General features: G+C 64.8%; 15 protein-coding genes. 6 read left to right on the forward strand and 9 right to left on the reverse strand.

Translation table 11 applies throughout. From position 1 onward, the window contains the following. Positions 1–243: 243 nt before the first annotated feature. The gene (locus tag GTK09_RS22405; protein WP_163465637.1) at positions 244–1,923 is read left to right on the forward strand and encodes a glycosyltransferase; all 1,680 of its coding nucleotides are present in this window, start codon (positions 244–246) and stop codon (positions 1,921–1,923) included. A 159-nt stretch (positions 1,924–2,082) separates the two neighbouring features. On the opposite strand, the gene GTK09_RS22410 is transcribed toward GTK09_RS22405, so the two are convergent. From GTK09_RS22410 to GTK09_RS22435, 6 genes are all read right to left on the reverse strand, one after another. Further along, positions 2,083–3,555 (reverse strand): mannitol dehydrogenase family protein, encoded by a 1,473-nt coding sequence (locus GTK09_RS22410; RefSeq protein ID WP_163465638.1) that lies wholly within the window; start codon positions 3,553–3,555, stop codon positions 2,083–2,085. Positions 3,556–3,712: 157 nt separating this feature from the next. Then, on the reverse strand, positions 3,713–4,738 hold the full coding sequence (locus tag GTK09_RS22415; protein WP_163465639.1) for an ABC transporter ATP-binding protein: 1,026 nt from the start codon (positions 4,736–4,738) through the stop codon (positions 3,713–3,715). Positions 4,739–4,749: 11 nt separating this feature from the next. Beyond that, entirely contained in the window at positions 4,750–5,580 is an 831-nt protein-coding gene (locus GTK09_RS22420; RefSeq protein WP_163465640.1) for a carbohydrate ABC transporter permease, read from the reverse strand. Positions 5,581–5,593: 13 nt separating this feature from the next. Further along, positions 5,594–6,466, reverse strand: a complete 873-nt coding sequence (locus GTK09_RS22425; RefSeq protein WP_163465641.1) for a carbohydrate ABC transporter permease — start codon at positions 6,464–6,466, stop codon at positions 5,594–5,596. Between the two features lie 301 nt (positions 6,467–6,767). Beyond that, positions 6,768–8,090, reverse strand: coding sequence for an ABC transporter substrate-binding protein (locus GTK09_RS22430; protein ID WP_163465642.1), 1,323 nt, complete (start codon positions 8,088–8,090; stop codon positions 6,768–6,770). Between the two features lie 296 nt (positions 8,091–8,386). Then, a complete protein-coding gene (locus GTK09_RS22435; protein ID WP_246218073.1) occupies positions 8,387–9,340 on the reverse strand; it encodes a sugar-binding transcriptional regulator in 954 nt (317 codons plus the stop codon). Positions 9,341–9,618: 278 nt separating this feature from the next. Here GTK09_RS22435 and GTK09_RS22440 point away from each other — a divergent pair, with 278 nt between their 5' ends. The 3 genes from GTK09_RS22440 (at position 9,619) to GTK09_RS22450 (ending at position 12,917) form a co-directional block, all read left to right on the forward strand. Continuing rightward, the gene (locus tag GTK09_RS22440; protein ID WP_163465699.1) at positions 9,619–11,013 is read left to right on the forward strand and encodes a circularly permuted type 2 ATP-grasp protein; all 1,395 of its coding nucleotides are present in this window, start codon (positions 9,619–9,621) and stop codon (positions 11,011–11,013) included. A 3-nt stretch (positions 11,014–11,016) separates the two neighbouring features. After that, positions 11,017–11,970, forward strand: coding sequence for an alpha-E domain-containing protein (locus tag GTK09_RS22445; protein WP_163465643.1), 954 nt, complete (start codon positions 11,017–11,019; stop codon positions 11,968–11,970). 215 nt (positions 11,971–12,185) lie between these two features. Continuing rightward, positions 12,186–12,917: a proteasome-type protease gene (locus tag GTK09_RS22450; RefSeq protein ID WP_163465644.1), complete on the forward strand. Its 732-nt coding sequence runs from the start codon at positions 12,186–12,188 to the stop codon at positions 12,915–12,917. 248 nt (positions 12,918–13,165) lie between these two features. On the opposite strand, the gene GTK09_RS22455 is transcribed toward GTK09_RS22450, so the two are convergent. Then, the gene (locus GTK09_RS22455) at positions 13,166–14,497 is read right to left on the reverse strand and encodes a L,D-transpeptidase family protein (RefSeq protein ID WP_163465645.1); all 1,332 of its coding nucleotides are present in this window, start codon (positions 14,495–14,497) and stop codon (positions 13,166–13,168) included. 562 nt (positions 14,498–15,059) lie between these two features. Here GTK09_RS22455 and GTK09_RS22460 point away from each other — a divergent pair. Then, a complete protein-coding gene (locus GTK09_RS22460) occupies positions 15,060–16,646 on the forward strand; it encodes a gamma-glutamyltransferase family protein (RefSeq protein WP_163465700.1) in 1,587 nt (528 codons plus the stop codon). 81 nt (positions 16,647–16,727) lie between these two features. Here GTK09_RS22460 and GTK09_RS22465 read toward each other — a convergent pair whose 3' ends face one another. Together GTK09_RS22465 and GTK09_RS22470 are read right to left on the reverse strand one after the other, a co-directional pair. Continuing rightward, complete coding sequence (locus GTK09_RS22465; protein ID WP_163465646.1) at positions 16,728–17,261, reverse strand: DUF2380 domain-containing protein; 534 nt, start codon at positions 17,259–17,261, stop codon at positions 16,728–16,730. A gap of 87 nt (positions 17,262–17,348) precedes the next feature. Then, complete coding sequence (locus GTK09_RS22470) at positions 17,349–18,443, reverse strand: DUF3047 domain-containing protein (protein ID WP_246218074.1); 1,095 nt, start codon at positions 18,441–18,443, stop codon at positions 17,349–17,351. A gap of 132 nt (positions 18,444–18,575) precedes the next feature. Here GTK09_RS22470 and GTK09_RS22475 point away from each other — a divergent pair, with 132 nt between their 5' ends. Further along, positions 18,576–19,577 (forward strand): AraC family transcriptional regulator, encoded by a 1,002-nt coding sequence (locus GTK09_RS22475; RefSeq protein ID WP_163465647.1) that lies wholly within the window; start codon positions 18,576–18,578, stop codon positions 19,575–19,577. The last annotated feature ends 26 nt before the right edge of the window (positions 19,578–19,603 follow it).

A 19,603-nucleotide genomic window follows, 5' to 3' on the forward strand; every position in this document is an offset into this window, starting at 1 on the left:
CTCAGGCGATGATGCGCAACCTTGGTGGCCGCATCACGCGGCCCTGCGGACTTCCTTGATGGTGACGGTCCCATGGTTCGGTCCTCCTTCCCAAAAATAGCATGGAAAGAAGATTAAGAGGACACGCCGTGCGGCCGGCATATGCCAAACATCAAATGCAGCAGCGATGGGAGGGGTGGATGCTTTGGGTCGGCGACGACCGCCGCACCGTCACTGCTCGAAACCGACTTTCATGGAGTCCCAATGCCGACACCCGAGGAAATCGACAATCTTCGTCAAAGCGCCTTGGACGCTCGCAACGAAGGAGATCATGAAAAGTCGCTAGCGCAATTTCAAGAGCTGCTTCGTCTTCACCCTGGCGATCAACGTTCCTGGATCGACTCTGCGATTTCCCTTCGTGAACTATCCCGGCATTCTGAAGCCCGCCACGTTCTTCTAAAATACTTAGCGACTGGACCGGCATCGAATTGGAGATCTCTGGCGATCGACAACCTGATTGGCATCGTCTCCCATGAAGTCGGAGCGTTTCTGCGGGGGGGAAATCCCGACGCGGCCGTATCCGTCTTCGAGGGCCTGCTTGCCACTTTCTCAGAGGAAGAACTATCCCGTCATTCGCTCCGCATATGGACGATCAATTTCCAGATCCTCGGCTTCCTTGGCCTGGAGACAGCCCTCTACAAATTGAAACGAGCCGAATTGGCTGTCGGCACCGTGAATCACGAGGGGCCAATCCGAACGTTACTTGCGAACCACGCCATCAACAACGGCTGGTTCGACGACGCTCGAACCTTGATCGTGCAAGATGACGACGCCCTCGGCTTGCGTTTGCACCTCGCTGACGCGAGAGCTCGCACATCGATGGTCGATATCGACGATGAAGAACTTATCGAGAAGGCGAAACGGAGCGGCCGGGCCTCGTTTCGGAAAGCGGCGTGGAATCACGAACTTTATGCCGCGATGTATCGGCTCGACGGTCCAAGCATGGAACACGCGCTGACGGAAATCGATGCTTCTCTGTCGGTCAGCAATACCAATGACCGTCAACCTGCCGTCTCTGCGACCGATCGGTTTCGCAACGTCTACGCTCGGTCATTCCTTTCAGCGATCGAACTCATTCGGGACACGTCTGAAGAATCGCTGGAAGAGCGATCGAAATCATATCTCGCCCACGACAGGAATTGCCGGACGCATGAAGAGAGAGTCTCTCTCTCACAGTTCTACCTGTCGCATGTCGTCGACACCGACCACATCAAACAGCGGATGCTTCCCAATACCGCCGCCGCCGAGGAAGTGCCGCGCGCAATCGTGCAGTTTTGGGATAGTCGAACCCTCCCGGGCGATGTCGAGCGTTGCTGTAGGACATGGAAGGCCGTGGCACAGCGCGGCTTTCATTATTCCCTGTTCAACGAAGAGGATGCCGAAGACTGGCTGGCCCGCACCTATGGAAGCGAGGTCAGCGCGCGATTCAGGCGCGCCGGGCATCCGGCCATGAAAGCCGATCTGTTCAGGATATTCTACCTGTACGAGAATGGCGGGATCTACATCGACGCCGACGAATTCTGCAAGTCACTACCGCCCTTCTTCGAAAAAGCCCTGCGGTGCGTCAGGCTTCAACGCATCGTTGCGCCGGTCGAACTGCCGAATATGTATTTGAGTTTGGCGAAGAAGGATCCCCTGCTGCATGAAGCCATGGAGATCGTCATAGGCATGCCGGAGGAGGAATTGTTCAACGGCCGAATCTGGTGGAACACCGGGCCCGGCTTGTTCTCGATCGCATTCGCGCGTCTCCATGCCAGGGCAGTACTTGGCCCGGAGAACAGCTTGCCTTGGCTCATCCCGATGCCTCTTTACACCCGGCATGTCTTTTCTCCGCAACTCGACTACAAATCGACCGCGAAATCGTGGCAGTTCCAGCTGAAATGATTCAGTGGCCTTCGTCGGGTCGTCAGACTGTTGTCGGAGGTCACGGCCAAAATCGAGAAAGCAGGGGCGTCGGCGTCCTCGATCGACTGCGGCTCAACCCGGCGGGCGGGTCAGATCCTCACCCGCCGCAGGAGTTTCGACCGCGCATGGTCGGAGAGATCATCCCTCGCCGAGATAGGCCTTCAAGGTCGCCGCCGTCCCCTTCTCCGCCAGCATCGCCAGCCAATCGGCGAAGGGCTTGGCGAACCTCGGCTCGTCCTTCAGCGAACCATAGACCTCGCTCATCGCCAGCCAGGCCATCGGATCGGTCTCGGCCGCCTTGGCGCGCTCGACGAGGTGGCCCCAGTTCGGATCGTTCGGCTCGATCGTCTTGCCGCTGTCGGTCACGCCGCGGCAGTAGCGGCACCAGAGAGCCGACTCGAGCGCCAGGCCCACCGGGTCGCGGCCGGCCTTCAGATTGTCGAGGATCGACAGGATGATGAATTTCGGCTGGCGGTTCGAGCCGTCGAAGCAGAGCCGGCGCACGGTGTCGCCGATCTTCGGATTGGCGAAGCGGCGCTTGATCAGCGCGTAGTAGTCGGCAAGGTCGGTGTCCGGCACCGGCGGGACGATCGGCAGGACCTCTTCGGCCTCGAGCTTGTCGAGGAAGCGGGCGACGAGGTCGGTCTCCATCGCCTCATGAACGAAATGGACGTCCATGAGGCCCGCCGGATAGGCGATGATGGCGTGGCCACCATTGAGGATGCGGATCTTCATGGTCTCGTAGGGTGAGACGTCCGGCACGAACTGGACGCCGACCTTTTCCAGCGCCGGGCGGCCGGCGGGAAAATCGTCCTCCAGCACCCACTGCTTGAATTCCTCGCAATAGACCGGCCAGGCGTCGTCGATGCCGAAGGTCTCCCGGCAATGGTCGATCTCGCGCTGGCTGGTGGCCGGGGTGATGCGGTCGACCATGCCGCTCGGAAATGCGACGGTCTGGTCGATCCAGTCGGCAAAGGCGGGATCGGACAGCCGCATGGTGCCGACGACGGCGTTGCGGCAGACCTTGCCGTTGTGCGGAATGTTGTCGCAGGACATGACGGTGAAGGGTTGGATGCCGCGCTCGCCGCGCAGCTTCAGGCCGGCGCCGATCAGGCCGAAGACCGTCTTCGGCTGGTCCGGGTTCTGACCGTCGGCGGCGATCGCCGGATGGCTTGGGTCGAAGACGCCGTCGGAATCGATGAAGTAGCCGCCCTCGGTGACGGTCATGGAGACGATGCGGATCGCCGGGTCTGCCAGCTTCTCGACGATCGCCGCGGCATCGCCGACGGGCAGCATGTCGACCATCGGCCCGGTGACGCGGGCGCTGGTGCGGGCGTTGTCCTGCTCGACGACGGTGGTGAGGTAGTCCTGGCCCGCGAGCTTGTCGCGCATCGCGGCGTCGGACGGCATGACGCCGGCGCCGACGATGGCGAAGTCGTGCCCCTCGCCGGTCTCGAACAGATCGTCGAGATAGACCGCCTGATGGGCGCGGTGGAAGTTGCCGACGCCGAAATGCAGGATGCCGGGGACGAGCTTGGCGCGGTCGTAGCCGGGCACGGCGGCCTTGCCGGCGATGTCTTCGAGGGTGGCGGCGGAAAGCCTAACGCTCATGGCAGGTCTCCTGAGGATCTTGTCGTTGCCGCGGCGGGACGATCCCGCGCGGGGGAGAATTCGATAGACGCCGCGGCCGCCCGGGGGAAGGCTCGCTCGGCAGCCGGGCTCGACGGAACTGGCGCGGGAAGAGCCCGCTCAAGGAGACGGCGCGGCGTCAGCCGATCGCCCGGCCGTTGCCCTTCATGGCGAGACCCTTGTCGTCGAAGCGGTGAACCTTGTCCGGTTCCGGCGTCAGATAGACGACGTCGCCGGCATGCACCGGAAACTCGCCGCCGGCGCGCACCGTCAGCGGCTCGTCATGGACCGGCGATTCGACGTGCAGAAAGGTGTCGGAGCCGAGATGCTCGGAAACCTTCACCGTGCCCTTCCAGGCGCCGTCCGCGGTCGACAGCCTGATGTGCTCGGGACGCACGCCCATGGTCGCCGCTTGATACTTCGCGGCCTCATTGCCGCCGAGGAGGTTCATCTTCGGCGAGCCGATGAAGCCGGCGACGAAGGTGTTGCGCGGATGGAGATAGAGCTCCAGCGGCGAGCCGACCTGCTCGATGTTGCCGGCCCTGAGGACGACGATCTTGTCGGCCATGGTCATCGCCTCGACCTGATCGTGGGTGACGTAGATCATCGTCGTCTTCAGCCGCTGGTGCAGCTCGGAGATCTCCAGCCGCATGCCGACGCGCAGGGCGGCGTCGAGGTTCGACAGCGGCTCGTCGAACAGGAACGCCTCCGGCTCGCGCACGATCGCCCGGCCGATGGCAACGCGCTGGCGCTGGCCGCCGGAGAGCTGGCCGGGCCGCCGGTCGATGTAGTTGTCGAGGTTCAGCGTCTTCGCCGCATAGTCGACCCGCTTGTCGATCTCGGCCTTGTCCATACCGGCCATCTTCAGCGGGAAGGCGATGTTCTTGCGGACGCTCATATGCGGGTAGAGCGCGTAGGACTGGAACACCATGGCGAGGCCGCGCTTGGCCGGAGGCAGCGTCGTCGCGTCCTTGCCGTCGATGACGATCTTGCCGCCGGTGACGTCCTCGAGCCCGGCGATGAGCCTGAGCAGGGTCGACTTGCCGCAGCCGGACGGGCCGACGAAGACGACGAACTCGCCGTCCTCGATCTGAAGATCGAGTTCGGGAATGATGACGACGTCGCCGAAGGCCTTGCGGACCTTTTCGAGATGGATCTGTCCCATGGCGGAATTCCTTACTTGACGGCGCCGAAGGTGAGGCCGCGCACCAGCTGCTTCTGCGAAAACCAGCCGACGATCAGGATCGGGGCGATGGCGAGCATCGAGGCGGCCGAGAGCTTGGCGTAGAAATTGCCCTGGGGGCTGGAGAATGAAGCGATGAAGGCGGTCAGCGGCGCAGCGTTCGAGGTCGTCAGATTGAGCGTCCAGAACGCCTCGTTCCACGACAGGATGACGTTGAGGAGGATCGTCGAGGCGATCCCCGGCACCGCCATCGGCGCCAGCACCTGGGTGATCTCCTTGCGCAGACTGGCCCCGTCCATGCGCGCCGCTTCCAGGATCTCGCCGGGGATCTCCTTGAAGTAGGTGTAGAGCATCCAGACGATGATCGGCAGGTTGATCAGGAACAGGACGACGATCAGCCCCAGCCGGGAATCGAGGAGGCCGAATCGGATGAACATCAGATAGACCGGGATCAGCACGCCGACGGCGGGCAGCATCTTGGTGGACAGCATCCAGAGGAGGACGTCCTTGGTGCGCTTCGTCGGCGAGAATGCCATCGCCCAGGCGGCGGGGATGGCGAAGATCAGCCCGAGCGCCGTCGAGCCGAGCGACAGGTAGATCGAGTTCGCCATGAAGTGGAAGTAGTTCGACTGGGTCTGGATGGTCGCGTAGTTCTCCAGTGTCCAGTCGAAGCCGACGAAGACCGGCGGGATCGAGATCGCCTGCAGCTCGGTCTTGAAGGAGGTGAGGAAGGTCCAGAGGATCGGGAAGAAGATCACCAGCCCGACGAACCAGGCGAGGATGGTCGTGCCGATCTTGCGCCCCTTGGTGACGTTGCGTGCCATCTTCAGTCCTCCCTCACGCGTCCAGGTTCTTGCCGATGAGGCGGACGAGAAAAATCGCGACGATGTTGGCGAGGATGACGGCGACGATGCCGCCGGCCGACGCCGCGCCGATGTCGCCGTATGAGGTCGCCTGCTGGGCCACGAGATAGGTGATGTTGGTCGACTGCGAGCCCGGCCCGCCTTGCGTCGTCACCAGGATCTCGGCGTAGATCGACAACAGGAAGATCGTCTGGATCAGGATCACCACGGTGATCGCCCGGCTCATGTGGGGAAGCGTGATGTACCAGAAGATCGACAGCGCCTTGGCCCCGTCCATCTCCGCGGCTTCCTTCTGATCCATCGACAGCGACTGCAGCGCGGTGAGAAGGATGAGCGTGGCGAAGGGCAGCCACTGCCAGGCGACGATGATGACGATCGACAGGAGCGGCACGTCGGTCATCCAGTCGATCGGAGCGAGGCCGATCGACTGGAGAAGCTGGCCGATGACGCCGTAGACCGGGTTCATCATCATGTTCTTCCAGACCAGCGCGGCGACCGTCGGCATGACGAAGAAGGGGGCGATCACCAGGAGCCGGACGATGTTGACCCCGTAGAAGTCCTGGTCGAGCAGCAATGCGATCAGGATGCCGCCGCCCACCGTGATGGCGAGGACGCCGAGAACCAGCACCAGCGTGTTGGCCAGCGCGGCGAGGAAGGTCGGATCGGTGAGGAAGTAGCTGTAGTTCTCGAAGCCGACGAAGGGCGTCGAGAACGGGTTGTAGAGCGTGTAGTTCAGCGTCGAGAAATACAGCGTCATCGCCAGCGGCACGATCATCCAGATCAGGAGGACGATCACCGCCGGCGCCATCATCGCGCGCGCCGCGCTCTTGGTATGCAGGGTCGCCATGCCACTTGCCCGTTCTGCCGCCGCGCGCCGGCTTGAAGAGCGCGGATGAGAGGCAGCCGCGCATCGAAAGGCGGCCGCCGGTCTGCATCTCGCCTCGCCTCCGACCCTTCGGGCATTCGACATGCCGAAGGGCGGGGACGCAAGCGTATTGGGAGGATGGCGATGTCGGGAACGAATTCGGGGGCCGCCATTCGGCAGCGCTTTCAGAACTCGGCCTTCCTCCCTGAAGGTCTGGGGCCGGGCAGCTCGTTTGGCGGCCGCCCGTACCCGTCTCGTGATCGACGAGGTGATCGTCTCGCGATCAGTTCTTGATGTAACCGCCGCGGGTCATTTCGCGGGTGGCGAGCGCCTGGGCCTGCGTCAGCGCCTGTTCGACCGAGGTCGAACCGGAAAGCGCCGCCGCCATCTGCTGGCCGACCGCCGTGCCGAGACCCTGGAACTCAGGGATCGCCGCGAACTGCAGGCCGTAATAGGGCTTGTCGTCGGTCGGCGAGGGATCGGCGTGCTGGATGGCGTTCAGCGTCGCATCGGCGAAAGGCGCCGCCTCGGTGTATTTCGGGTTCTCGTAGAGCGAGGTGCGGGTGCCGGGAGGCACGTTGGCCCAGCCCTCCTTCTCGGCGACGAGCTCGAGATATTCCTTCGACGTCGCCCAGGAGATGAAGGTCTGCGCCGCCTCGGCCTTCTGCGAGGAGTTCGGGATCGCCAGCGACCACGCCCACAGCCAGTTGAAGCCGTCGTTCGGGCAGCCTTCGACGCCGCAGGGCGCCGGCGCGAACCCGACCTGATCGGGCACCTGGCTCTGCTTGGGATCGGTCACGAAGGAGGCCGCGACGGAGGCGTCCATCCACATGCCGCACTTGCCCTGGCCGAACAGCTGCAGGTTCTCGTTGAAGCCGTTGGAGGCGGCGCCCGGAGGACCGTATTTGGTCATCAGGTCGACATAGAGGGTGACGGCCTTCTTCCAGCCCTCGCTCTCGAACTGCGGCTTCCAGTCGGCATCGAAGTAGTTGGCGCCGAACTCGCGGGCCATGTTGCCGAGGAAGGCCATGTTCTCACCCCAGCCCGGCTTGCCGCGCAGGCAGATGCCATAGACGCCGGCATCCTTGTCGGTGACCTTCTCGGCGGCTTCCGCGATGAAGTCCCAGGTCGGCTTCTCGGGCATGGTCAGCCCGGCCTTCTCGAACAGATCCTTGCGGTAGAGCGTCAGCACGCTCTCGGCATAGAACGGCGCGGCATAGAGCTTGTCGTCGGAGGACAGCGCCGAGCGGATCGCCGGGATCAGGTCGTCGACGTCGTAGTCGTCGCCGAGGCCGTCGAGCGGCTTCAGCCATTCCTGCTTGGCCCAGATCGGCACTTCGTAGGTGCCGATGGTCATGACGTCGAACTGGCCGCCGCCGGTGGCGATGTCGGTGGTGACGCGCTGGCGAAGGATGTTTTCCTCCAGCGTCACCCAGTTCAGCTTGATGTCCGGATGCGCCTTCTCGAATTCGGGCGTCAGACCCTGCATGCGGATCATGTCGGAGTTGTTGACGGTGCCGATCGTCAGCGTCGTCTGCGCTTGGGCGGACGTCGCCGCGACGGCGATCAGCGCGCATGCGCTCGCCGTCAGCATGGAAAATCTCATGGAAGCCTCCCAGCTCTGAGATGAGCATTTGTTCAATGGCGGGGCAAAACTTCACCGTCGGCGGCGGAATGTCAATCGAATTCCATGCGGCAGTGCAGCAGCCGAGCCTTCGACCCTCTGCCCAAACAGGGAACCAGACGTGCGGGTCAGATGCAATCGTGCAGTGCGATAGATGCGAGTGCCCGCGGCGCCAAAGCAGCCCCGCGCCAGCGAGGCTCATGACAGCGCCGAACCGTCTCGCCCGTCCCTCCCTGCCCTGGCCACAACCACGCATTTGCGCCCGATTTTGCGACGGCTCAGCCCAACAGCCGCTCGGCCGTCGCCTCGTCGGTGATCAGGCCGTTGATCAGCCCGCCAGTCGCGGCGGCCCGGATCGCCGAGGTCTTGGCCGGGCCCATGGCGACGGCGATGACGTCGCCGTGGCGGGTCGAGGGAATGGGAGCGCTGGCCACCCGCTCGTTGAAGCGGCAGTCGATCAGCTGGCCGGACGTATCGAAAACCCAACCGACGATCTCGCCGGCGGCGCCCTGCCGTGTCAGGTCTTCCTGCTCCTGGCCGGTGATGAAGCCGTCGAGGACGAGCGGCGCCTTGGCGGAGATCTCGCCGACGCCGACGAAAGTCACCTCGGCCTTTGCCGCGAGCTGCAGGGTCATCTCGACCACCTTCTGCTGATGCAGGAGCTGGCGCTCCTCCGGCGTCGAGACGACGACCGGCAGCGGCATCGGATAATGCCGCGCATTGACCTGTTCGGCCATCGAATAGATGACGTTGTAGACCGAGGCCGAGCCGTCCGGGGCGATGTTGCCGGTGAGCGAGACGATGCGGTGCTGGGTCGCGGTCATCGGCGGCAGGTGCTCGACCGCCGCGCGCAGCGTCCGGCCGGTTCCGACGGCAAGGATCGTCGGCGCCTCCCGCTTCAGGTGCCGCTCCATCTCGGCGGCGCAGGCCTCGGCGACGCCGAGGGTCGTCGAGGCGGAGGCGGGATCGGACGGCACGACCTCGCAGTAATTGAGGGCGAAGCGCTGCTTCAGGCTCTCCGCCCGCTCGAGGCAGGCGGCGATCGGGTGGTCGATGCGCACGCGAACGAGGCCCGCCGACACCGATTGCGAGACCAGCCGCTGGGCGGCCTGCCGGGAAATGCCGAGCTTGGCGGCGATCTGGTCCTGGGTGTTGCCGGCGACGTAGTACAGCCAGCCGGCCCGTGCCGCCTCGTCCAGCCGCGTCGTTCCCTCGTCCCGCATTTTTCCCATCGCCTGCCGGTCCTCCAAACCGGGCATGTGTAATGTGGGAGGACGGCCGCTGGCAAACCTTTGCAGCCAGAGCCGCAGCGGCGCCACCATCCGGCGAGGTCGTCGCTGCTGCATCGAACTGCTATAAACCTTGGCACACTCGGTCGTTCTGGCACTGCAATATGATCAGATCTTAATCAATCTCACACAAATCGAAGGGATGGCTTGATTTTCCGCCAAATGGCTTTCTCTTTGACTGTGACCGTGGACGGAGGGTGCCAGTGAAATCATTCGACGAGATGCTGATTCCGGAGGGAGACGTCCGCGATCCCTATGCGCGATTCTACGAATGGTTCAGGGAACAGGACGCGGACGCGCTCGGCGAAAAGGCCGGCGAGGCGGAAGCCTTCTTCCGGCGCACCGGGATCACCTTCAACGTCTATGGGCAGGAGGAAGCGGCGGAACGGCTGATCCCGTTCGACCTCGTGCCCCGCATCATGGCGAAGGCCGAATGGGACAACCTGGCCGAGGGGATCGAACAGCGCGTCACCGCGCTCAACGCCTTTCTCGACGATCTCTACCACGATCAGGAAATCATCAAGGCCGGGATCGTGCCGGAACGGCTGATCGCCGGCAACGAGGCGTTTCTGGAGGAAATGCGCGGGTTTCGGCCGCCCGGCGGCGTCTACACTCACATCATCGGCACCGACATCGTGCGCTGCGGCGAGAACGAGTTCTACGTGCTGGAGGACAATGCACGCACCCCTTCCGGCGTCTCCTACATGATCGAGAACCGGGAGACGATGATGCAGATGTTTCCCGAGCTGTTCGCGCAGAACCGGGTGCGGCCGGTCGAGACCTATCCTCACCACCTGCGCCGCTCGCTCGCCGCGGTCGCGCCGCCGGCCTGCGAAGGCACGCCGACGATCGCCGTGCTCACCCCCGGCATCTACAACTCGGCCTTCTTCGAGCACGCCTTCCTCGCCGACCAGATGGGCGTCGAGCTGATCGAGGGCTCGGACGTCGCCGAGATCGACGGGCGCATCCAGATGCGCACCACCGAGGGCTACAAGCCGATCGACGTGATCTACCGCCGGGTCGACGACGCCTTCCTCGATCCGAAGGTGTTCAATCCCAATTCGGTGCTCGGCATTCCCGGCATCATGGAGGTCTACAAGAACGGCGGCATCACCATCGCCAACGCGCCGGGCACCGGCATTTCCGACGACAAGGCGATCTATTCCTACATGCCGGAGATCGTCGAGTTCTACACCGGCGACAAGGCCAAGCTGCAGAACGTGCCGACCTGGCGATGCGCCGAGGACGACAGCCTGAAATACGTGCTCGAACATCTGGAAGAGCTAGTGGTCAAGGAGGTGCACGGCTCCGGCGGCTACGGCATGCTGGTCGGCCCGACCTCGACGCGGGAGGAGCGGGAGATCTTCGCCGAGAAGCTGAAGAAGCGGCCGGCCAACTACATCGCCCAGCCGACGCTGGCGCTCTCCACCGTGCCGATCCTCGTCGACGGCGGGCTGGCGCCGCGCCACGTCGACCTGCGCCCCTTCGTCCTCGTTTCCGACAAGGTCCGCATCATTCCCGGCGGCCTGACCCGCGTCGCCCTCCAGGAGGGCTCTCTGGTGGTCAATTCCAGCCAGGGCGGCGGCACCAAGGACACCTGGGTTTTGAGGGACTGAGCGATGGCACTTCTCGGACGCACCGCAAACGGCCTGTTCTGGATGTTCCGCTACATCGAGCGGGCCGAAAACACCGCCCGCCTGCTCGACGCCGGCCAGCGCATCGCCCTCACCAACCTGTCCTCCGAGCCCGACGAGTGGCAATCGGTATTGGTCTCGGCCGGGGTCGAGGCCGCCTATGCCGCCAAGCACCAGGACCATGATCCCGACACCGTCGTCGACTTCATGCTGCGCGACCGGGACAACCCGTCGAGCGTGCGCGCCTCGCTGGAAACCGCCCGCACCAACGGGCGCATGGTGCGCACGGCGCTCAGCCGCGAGCTCTGGGAGGCGGTGAACGAAAGCTGGCTGGTGATCCAGCGGCGGCTCTCCTCTCCCGTGACGGCGCGCGAGCTCCCTGCCGTGATCGACCTCGTCAAGCGGCAAGGCGCACTCATCCGCGGCACGTTCCAGACGACGATGCTGCGCAACGAGATCTTCGACTTCTGCAATCTCGGCGCCTTCATCGAGCGCGCCGACAACACCGCCCGCATCCTCGACGTCAAATACTGGCTGCTCCTGCCCGAGCATAGCCAGGTCGGCTCGGCGCTCGACAACTTCCAGTGGCGCTCGATCCTGCGCTCGGTCTCCGCGCACCGCTCCTATGCCTGGGAGTATGACGGCGAGTACCGGGCGGTGAACATCATCGACTTCCTGATGCTCAATCGCCGCATGCCGCGCTCGCTGGCCTATTGCTACACGGTGATCGAGGAAAGCCTGAAGTACCTCAACCGCAACTACGAGGTCCGCCACCCCTGCTTCGAGACGGCGACAGAGATCAACCAGCGGCTTTCCGACACGAGCGTCCGGCAGACCATCGACGGCGGTCTGCACGAATTCATCGAGGTGTTCATCCGCGACAACAATCGCCTCGCCCAGGAGATCGGCCAGAACTACCGCTTCTATCCGACCGCTTGAACGGGAAGCATTGAACCGCGCTCGGCCGCCCTCGTCGGCGGCCTCCGCCGACCGCCGGCGATCGTTTCCGGCACGGTAGGTGACACATTGTCGCCGCAGGGCATCAAAAAGGTTTTGGGCAAGTCTGATCTGTTAGTTGTCACCAGGCTTTTTTTCGCCGAATGATCGCCCCGAGCAGGGGCGACGTCCTCTGCACTGCGAGGCAACTGACTTCGATGACCTACTGCGTTGGGCTTCTGGTGGAGCGCGGCCTGGTGTTCATGTCCGACACGCGGACGAATGCCGGCCTCGACAACATTTCCGTCGTCTCCAAGATGAAGACCTGGGAAGTGCCGGGCGAGCGCTTCCTTTGTCTGCTCTCGGCCGGCAATCTGGCGACGACCCAGGCGACCGTCTCGCTGCTCGACGAGCGCAAGCTGGCGCCGGCCGAACGCCAGCCGAGCATCCTCACCCAGCCATCGATGTTCCAGACGGCGACCCTGATCGGCGAGACCGTCAAGGAAGTGATCTCCGGCAGCGCCCAGGGCGGCCAGAGCGCCGACGCGGTGTTCTCCGCCTCCTTCATCCTCGGCGGCCAGATCAAGGGCGGGCGCCCGCGCCTGTTCATGATCTATCCGGAAGGCAACTTCATCGAGGCGGGCCGCGACAATCCCTTCTTCCAGATCGGCGAGCACAAATACGGCCGGCCGATCATCATCCGGACCTACGACCCGGAAATGTCGCTGGAGGACTGCGCCAAGCTTCTGCTGGTCTCCTTCGATTCGACCATCAAGTCGAACCTCTCGGTCGGCCTGCCGATCGACATGCAGTTCTACGAAAAGGACAGCTGCGTCAAAGGCTACCGCCGTCGCTTCGACCAGCGGGACGAATATTATCGCACGATCTCCGACGGCTGGTCCGACGCGCTGAAGAGCGCCTTCGACGCCCTGCCCGCTTTCGAGCGGTGAACGAGGCGCCGAAAGACGCTGAAACCCGAACCTGCTTCGGGCTGTACAAGACGACCGCCAAACCCCTTGGTCGAGCCCGGCAGAGCTAATTCGGGAGCGTAGGCCCCGCTTCCTGAGGCCGCATTTGACGGCATGGCGACACGCTCACAACGCCGGTCATTTTCGAGATCGTACGAAAAAAGGCGCCCGCGGTTTCCCGCGGGCGCCTTTCGACGTGATCGGCGATGGCTAAAGCCTCAGCTCTGCCTTTACTGGAAGATGTCGTCGCCCTGGGCGTAAGGGTTCTGCTCGCCGCCGCTGTAGGCCGTGGCGGTCAGCTCGCTCATCGCCAGTTGCTCGGAACCGTCGCGGTGATAGATGTCGTCGCGGAACTGCACGACGTTCGGATCGGTCGCCCAGGCCGTGACATAGGTGAAGAAGACCGGCACCGGCGCAGTCAGGTCGATGTCCTGGCGCTGGCGCGAGGCGATCACCTGCTCGATGCGCTGGCGGTCCCAGCCCGGCTCGTCGCGGGCGATCCAGACGATCAGATCGCGGACGTTCTGGACGCGCACGCAGCCCGAGGAATCGAACCGCATGAGGTTGGAGAACAGGCCCTGCTGCGGGGTGTCATGCATATAGACCGCATGCGGGTTCGGGAAGTTGATCTTCACTGAAGCCATGGCGTTGTTCTTGCCCGGATCCTGGCGGAACAGGTATTTCACCGCGTCCTCGGTGTTCCAGTCGATCGTCTCGGGCGGGATCTCGTTGCCCTGGCCGTCATAGATGTGGATGTTCGATTCTTCGAGATATTTCGGATTCTTGCGCATCAGCGGGATGATGTCCTTGCGGACGATCGAGGCCGGCGCGTGCCAGTAGGGATTGAGATTGAGGTTGGTGATCTTCGATTCGAGGATCGGCGACTGGCGGTCGATCTTGCCGACGATCGCCGTATGGCGCTGGACGACCTGACCGTTCTCGACGGCCTCGACGGAAGCGGCTGGGATGTTGACCACGACGAAGCGATGGCCGAGATCCTTGGCCACCATCTCCTGCAGCCGGGCGACGTTGGTGATCAGCTGGTTGAGGCGCAGCTGGGCCGGAACGTTGAGCGCCTTGTAGGTGGTCTCGCCGACGACGCCGTCCGCCGGCATGCCGTGCCTTGCCTGGAACCGCTTGACCGCCGCGTCGACATAGCTGTCGAAGACCGTCGAGGCGCCGGCCGAGGCCGAGAGATCGCCGGCGATCGCGAGGCGCCGGCGAAGCAACGGAACCACCCCCGATTCCGAGCCGATCCGCAGCTTTTCGTTGGCCGGCAGCTCGGGCCAGCCGCCCGAGGCCACGATGCCCTGATAGGCATTGACGGCGCTCTGGGTCGACATCAGCGTGTCTTGCGAAAAGATCGGCGTGTTCGAGGCGACCTGCCGGACATTCGATCCGCGGGTGTCGAACTGGTCGTCCCAGTTGCCGCGCGACGGCGTGTTGAGGAGATCGACCAGCGCATTCTGCGCGAAGGCCGCCCCAGGCACCAAAGCCGCGCCGGCCGTTGCCGCACCCAGTAGAAACTGCCTGCGCGTCGAAGAAGTGCGATCGGTCGTCATTCATGCCCCCGTTTCACGTCAAGATGGCCTTCAGAGCCTGCCCGAATCCTGCCAAGCCGCTTCCACGGAGCCGCCATCGAAAAGCCAAGCCATCGATCCCCGTCCGCGCTGCCTCATCCGAGACGTCATGCGCGGCCGAGATGCATATTCGCTCTGGCGGAACCTGGATCCTTCGCCACGATCCAACGTGACCGTGATCTTCCGGAGCGCCGCGGCCTGTCCTGGCGCGACGGCAACAGTTTACCGCCACGACGCCGGCATCCAATGTCCCTTCGCCGCGACCCGAAAGTCCCCTCGTCGCGTCGCAGGCAAACGGCGCCATCCGATCCCGGACCAAGGCAACCCCGAAAGGTTTCCACCTTCGCCTCAGGGTTAAGCCATGCAATATGGCCAAAGCGTGAAGACCGGGGCGAAGATGGCCTGTTTGCGAACAAGCTGCCGTGATTTCCCGGCGCAAGCGTCCGGCTGGGTGACGCAGCGCCGCGGACTTTCTCTGCTATAGCTCTTGCCATAAGCGGCATCGTAGCTGCCGGATGCTATCGGCTGGTGAGGAGGAACGATGATGCTGAATAGCGCCAGGGGGCTGAATGGATGCATCAGCGCCCCTCACACTGCCGCGGCGCTCGCCGGGCAGGCGGTTCTCGCCAAGGGGGGCACCGCCATCGAGGCGATGGTCGCGGCCGCCGCCACCATCGCCGTCGTCTATCCGCACATGAACGGCATCGGCGGCGACGGCTTCTGGATCGTCCACCGGCCGGGCGAGAAACCGGTCGGCATCTCCGGCTGCGGTCGGGCGGCCGGGCTCGCAACGCCGGAGTGGTATGCGACGCGCGGCCACGGCGAGGCGATGCCGACGCGGGGGCCGCATGCGGCGCTGACCGTGCCCGGCACGATCTCCGGGTGGCAGACGGCGCTGGGTCTCGTCGATCCGGCCCGCCGGCTTCCGCTCGAAGCGCTGCTCGAAGCGGCAATCGGCTATGCCGAAAACGGCATGGTGGTCACCGGCAACCAGGCCGACTGCACGGCGGCGAAGCTCGACGGCCTGAAGGACGTGCCGGGCTTTGCCGAGACGTTCCTCGTCGACGGGCGGCCGCCGCTGGCGGGCGCGATCCTGCGGCAGCCGGCGCTCGCGAGGACGCTGCGGAGCCTCGCCGAAGAGGGCCTCGACGCCTATTATCGCGGGCCGATCGCAAGGTCCCATGCAGCGTTCCTCGAAGACGTCGGCTCGCCGCTGCGGCTGTCCGACTTCGAGGCGTTCGCGGCCGAGACGGTCGAGCCGCTGTCGGTGGCGATCTCCGCCGGCCGGCTCCACAACATGGTGCCGCCGACGCAGGGCGCCTCGTCGCTGATGATCCTCGCCCTGTTCGACAAGCTCGGCGTGACGGCCGGCGAGAGCTTCGACCATGTCCACGGGCTGATCGAGGCGACCAAGCAGGCCTTCATCGTGAGGAATGCCGAACTCGGGGATCCGGACCACATGGCGCGGCCGGCGACCGAATGGCTGAGCGAGGAGATCATCGGCGAGCTCGCGGCCAGGATCGACACGAAGACGGCCCTGTCCTGGCCGCACGTCGCCAAGGCCGGCGACACCATCTGGATGGGCGCGGCCGACAGGGACGGCACGGTGGTGAGCTTCATCCAGAGCGTCTTCTGGGAGTTCGGCTCGGGCCTGACCTGTCCGCAGACGGGCGTGTTCTTCCAGAACCGCGGGGCGGGGTTCTCGCTCACCCCCGGCCCCAATCAGATCGGCCCGCGGCGGCAGCCGTTCCACACGCTGAACCCGGCGCTGGCCGAACTGTCCGACGGGCGAGTGATGGCCTATGGCACGATGGGCGGCGAGGGCCAACCGCAGACGCAATCCGCGATCTTCACCCGCTACGCGCTGTTCGACCAGGGACTGCAAGAGGCGGTGACGGCGCCGCGCTGGCTGCTCGGCAGGACCTGGGGCGACGCGACGACGACGCTGAAGCTCGAGGACCGCTTCGATCCCGCCCTCGTCGCGGCACTGAAGGCCGCCGGCCACGAGACCGAGATCATCGCCGCCTTTTCCGACATGGCCGGCCATGCCGGCGCCGTGGTGCGCCATCCCTCCGGCGTTCTCGAAGGGGCGAGCGACCCGCGCGCCGACGGCGCGGCGCTGGCGTTCTGACGGTCGCCGGCAGGCGCCCTGCCCCGTCGCCGGACAAGGCGCCGTGCGTTCCACGAGCGGGACGCGTCCGTGCCGGCCGGCTCAATGCCCGTCGGATTTTTCCGCGGCGACGGTGCGCACGATCTCCCGCGCGCTGAACCTGGCGGCGCGGACGAAGGCCTCGTCGTCGTCGCCGCGAAACGAGATCATACGCTCGAAGACGAACTTGTTCTCGGCCACGTCAAGCACCAGGACCCGGCCCCCGCCGACGAGCGTGCTCATCTTGTGGACGCCGCCGAAGACCAGAAAATCCAACCCGGCCGCCCGGCACTCTGCCAAGAGATCGGCGGCCCGCATGGTCGAGATGGTGCAATCGCGTGCCATGCAGGGGATAGTCGCCGTATCGAGCGACCCTGCCTCGTCGAGATCGGCTTCGAGGGTCTTTCGAAACAGCGCGAGGCGGGCGGCATGTTCCGCCGTCTGATCCTCCGGCTCTCCGGAGGAGTCGGAATAGTCGAACGCGATCACGGCGACCTTGTGTGTCCCACTTGCTGCCGATACGCTTGCTGACATCAGCATCGCGCCCGTCATCAACAGCGATGCAAGGGCCGCTCTGACCTGTTTCGTCGATTTCACTGTGTCCTCCCAGTGCAGATGACGTTCATCGATCCTGTCCGAAGGGGTCGTACAGGGGATAGAGAGCTTCTCCGGCGGAGCGCCGCGTCACGGCCGCGGCCCGACCGACACGTCGCCTCCAGGATCTTCGATCCGGATCTTTGCGTAGTCGCAGATCCCGGTTCCGCGTTGGAATGGGCTGAGGGCGATCAGCCAGACGCCGACGATGCGGGAGGGGGCCTCGCCGCCGACGGCCTTGCGATAGTCGGCAAGAATGGAGCGCCGCTCATCGAGCCAGCGATGGAGATCCGCCGTTCCGGACCGAATGACGACATGCGTCTCATGCGCGTCCCACCAAGGAAGCGGGCAGCGGAACGACGTCTCGGGCGGAAGGCAGGAACTCCAGAAATAGGTGAGATCCTGACCGTTATCGAACTCGACGGCGATGGACAGATAGTCGTGCGTCGCCGCCTGATCCTCGGCGACGGCGGAGGGAAGGCTCTCGACGCGCCAGGACCATGCAAGCTGGGTGTCCGGGGTCAGCGAGACGTCGATCGGATATTTGAGGATGCCGGCGTCGGCCCGGCACCGGCAGGTGATCCTGGCAGGGCCCTCGCCGACCTCTTCGCAGAAGATTGACGCCCGGCCCACCCGCCACAGCGCCGACCATCCTTTCGGCACCGGCCGCTCGGTCGCCAGGCGCTCGATCTCGCCTGCGGCGAGCTTGGTTGCGTCGTGTTCCGCCAGCGCGGCGAGCCCCTCCCCGGCACCGCCATTCCAGACGATCGCGGCGACCGACAGGGCTCCCTCGGCCAGAACGGACGAAGGGTGGAAGCTGCCGCGCTCGTCCAGCCACTGGCCGGCGAGATGGTTGATGAGGAACAACGGCCCGCTGCGCTCCGCCCGAAAGCTGAACGTCGCGGCGACGACCTTGGCGATGGGGCCGTCGCCGATCCTGTACCACAGGGCTAGGTTTGGCCCGACGCCGATGTTAGCCTCGCGGGCGATCCACAGGACACCATGCGACAGTAGAGAAACCTCCTGCCCTTCGAGCAAGTCGATGCCCGTCGCCCGCCATTCGCCTTCGCAAGCCGGCAGCCGCATGACGGCGGATGTCCCGACGACGTCGGGAACCGCTCGCAAGGCGAGGCTCAACTTCTCCTCGACCGCCTCATGGTCGTGCGTCTGGCGCAACGGTTCCATCCGTCATCCTCCCGTCCCGTCGAAGCGGCGCTGGCTCCTCCCACCACCGGTCCGGCCAAAGACTGAGCCGGAACGCACGGCGTTTCTTGCCATTTCGCGCCACTGGGCGAGTTTCCGGCTCGGGCAGGCCAGATGACGCTACCGGGCCTGACCAAGGCCCGATCCATGGGGCCTGTCGCGGATGCGGTCGAGCGGGCCGGCGGCAACGTCGCTCGGGTGTTTGCCAGGGCCGAGCTGCCGCTCAAGCTGATCGACCAGCCCGAGCGAATGATCCCGCTGCGCGATCAGCTCACCCTGCTGGAATGTGCCGCCCGAGAAGTCGGAGATCTCGCGCTGCCGGCGCGCCTGTCGCTTCAGGCGGGCGTCTCCGGGCTCGGTGCCTATGGCGAGTACGCCTTGGCCGCAAAGGGCCTGGAAGCCGCGATCGCGCGCGCCAGCCTGACGATGGGATCGCTTTTGCAATCCTCGACCAGCATGCAGTTCTTCGTCCGGGATGGCCTGGCTCACTGGTTCTACGTCGTGACCGAGCGCTGCGAAGTCGGGCGACAGAAGAACGAGATCCTGGCGCTCGGCTACATGCTGGATCTCACCCGTCGATTTCTCGGCCGCAACTGGACGCCGGCGCAAACGCTCCTCTCCGGGCCGGTGCTGCAATCGAGACGTTCGGTCGAACTCGTCCTCTCGACGGACCTGTCGCTCGGCACCATCGCCGGCCTCGTCTTTCCCGCGACGGGGCTCGCCGCAGCCAATCCGTCCGTTTCGGCGACGACCACGGCCCAGGCCCCGGAAGACGATCGCCACGATCCGATCGTCAACGACGTCGTCGCCTGCGTCGAACATCTGATCGGCCTGAGGCTGCTCGAATGCCGCCCGACGGTGGATTGGGTCGCCAACCGTCTCGGCATGCCGAAGCGGTCGCTGCAGCGGCGCCTCACCGAACATGGTCTCACATTCGAAACGCTTCTCACGGCAGTGCTCGAACGCGAAGCCGAACGCCTCCTCGCCGACCGAGGATGCTCGATCGCACGAGCGGCCTTCGAACTCGGTTATGGCGATGCCGCACATTTCAGCCGGGCGTTCCTCGGCTGGAAAGGCGTGTCGCCCCGCACCTGGCGCGCGGCGGTCATTGGCTGAGATGGACAGGCAAGGACGCCGACAGC

This window comes from Jiella pacifica, from assembly GCF_010500815.1.
Classification (GTDB): Bacteria; Pseudomonadota; Alphaproteobacteria; order Rhizobiales; family Rhizobiaceae; genus Jiella; species Jiella pacifica.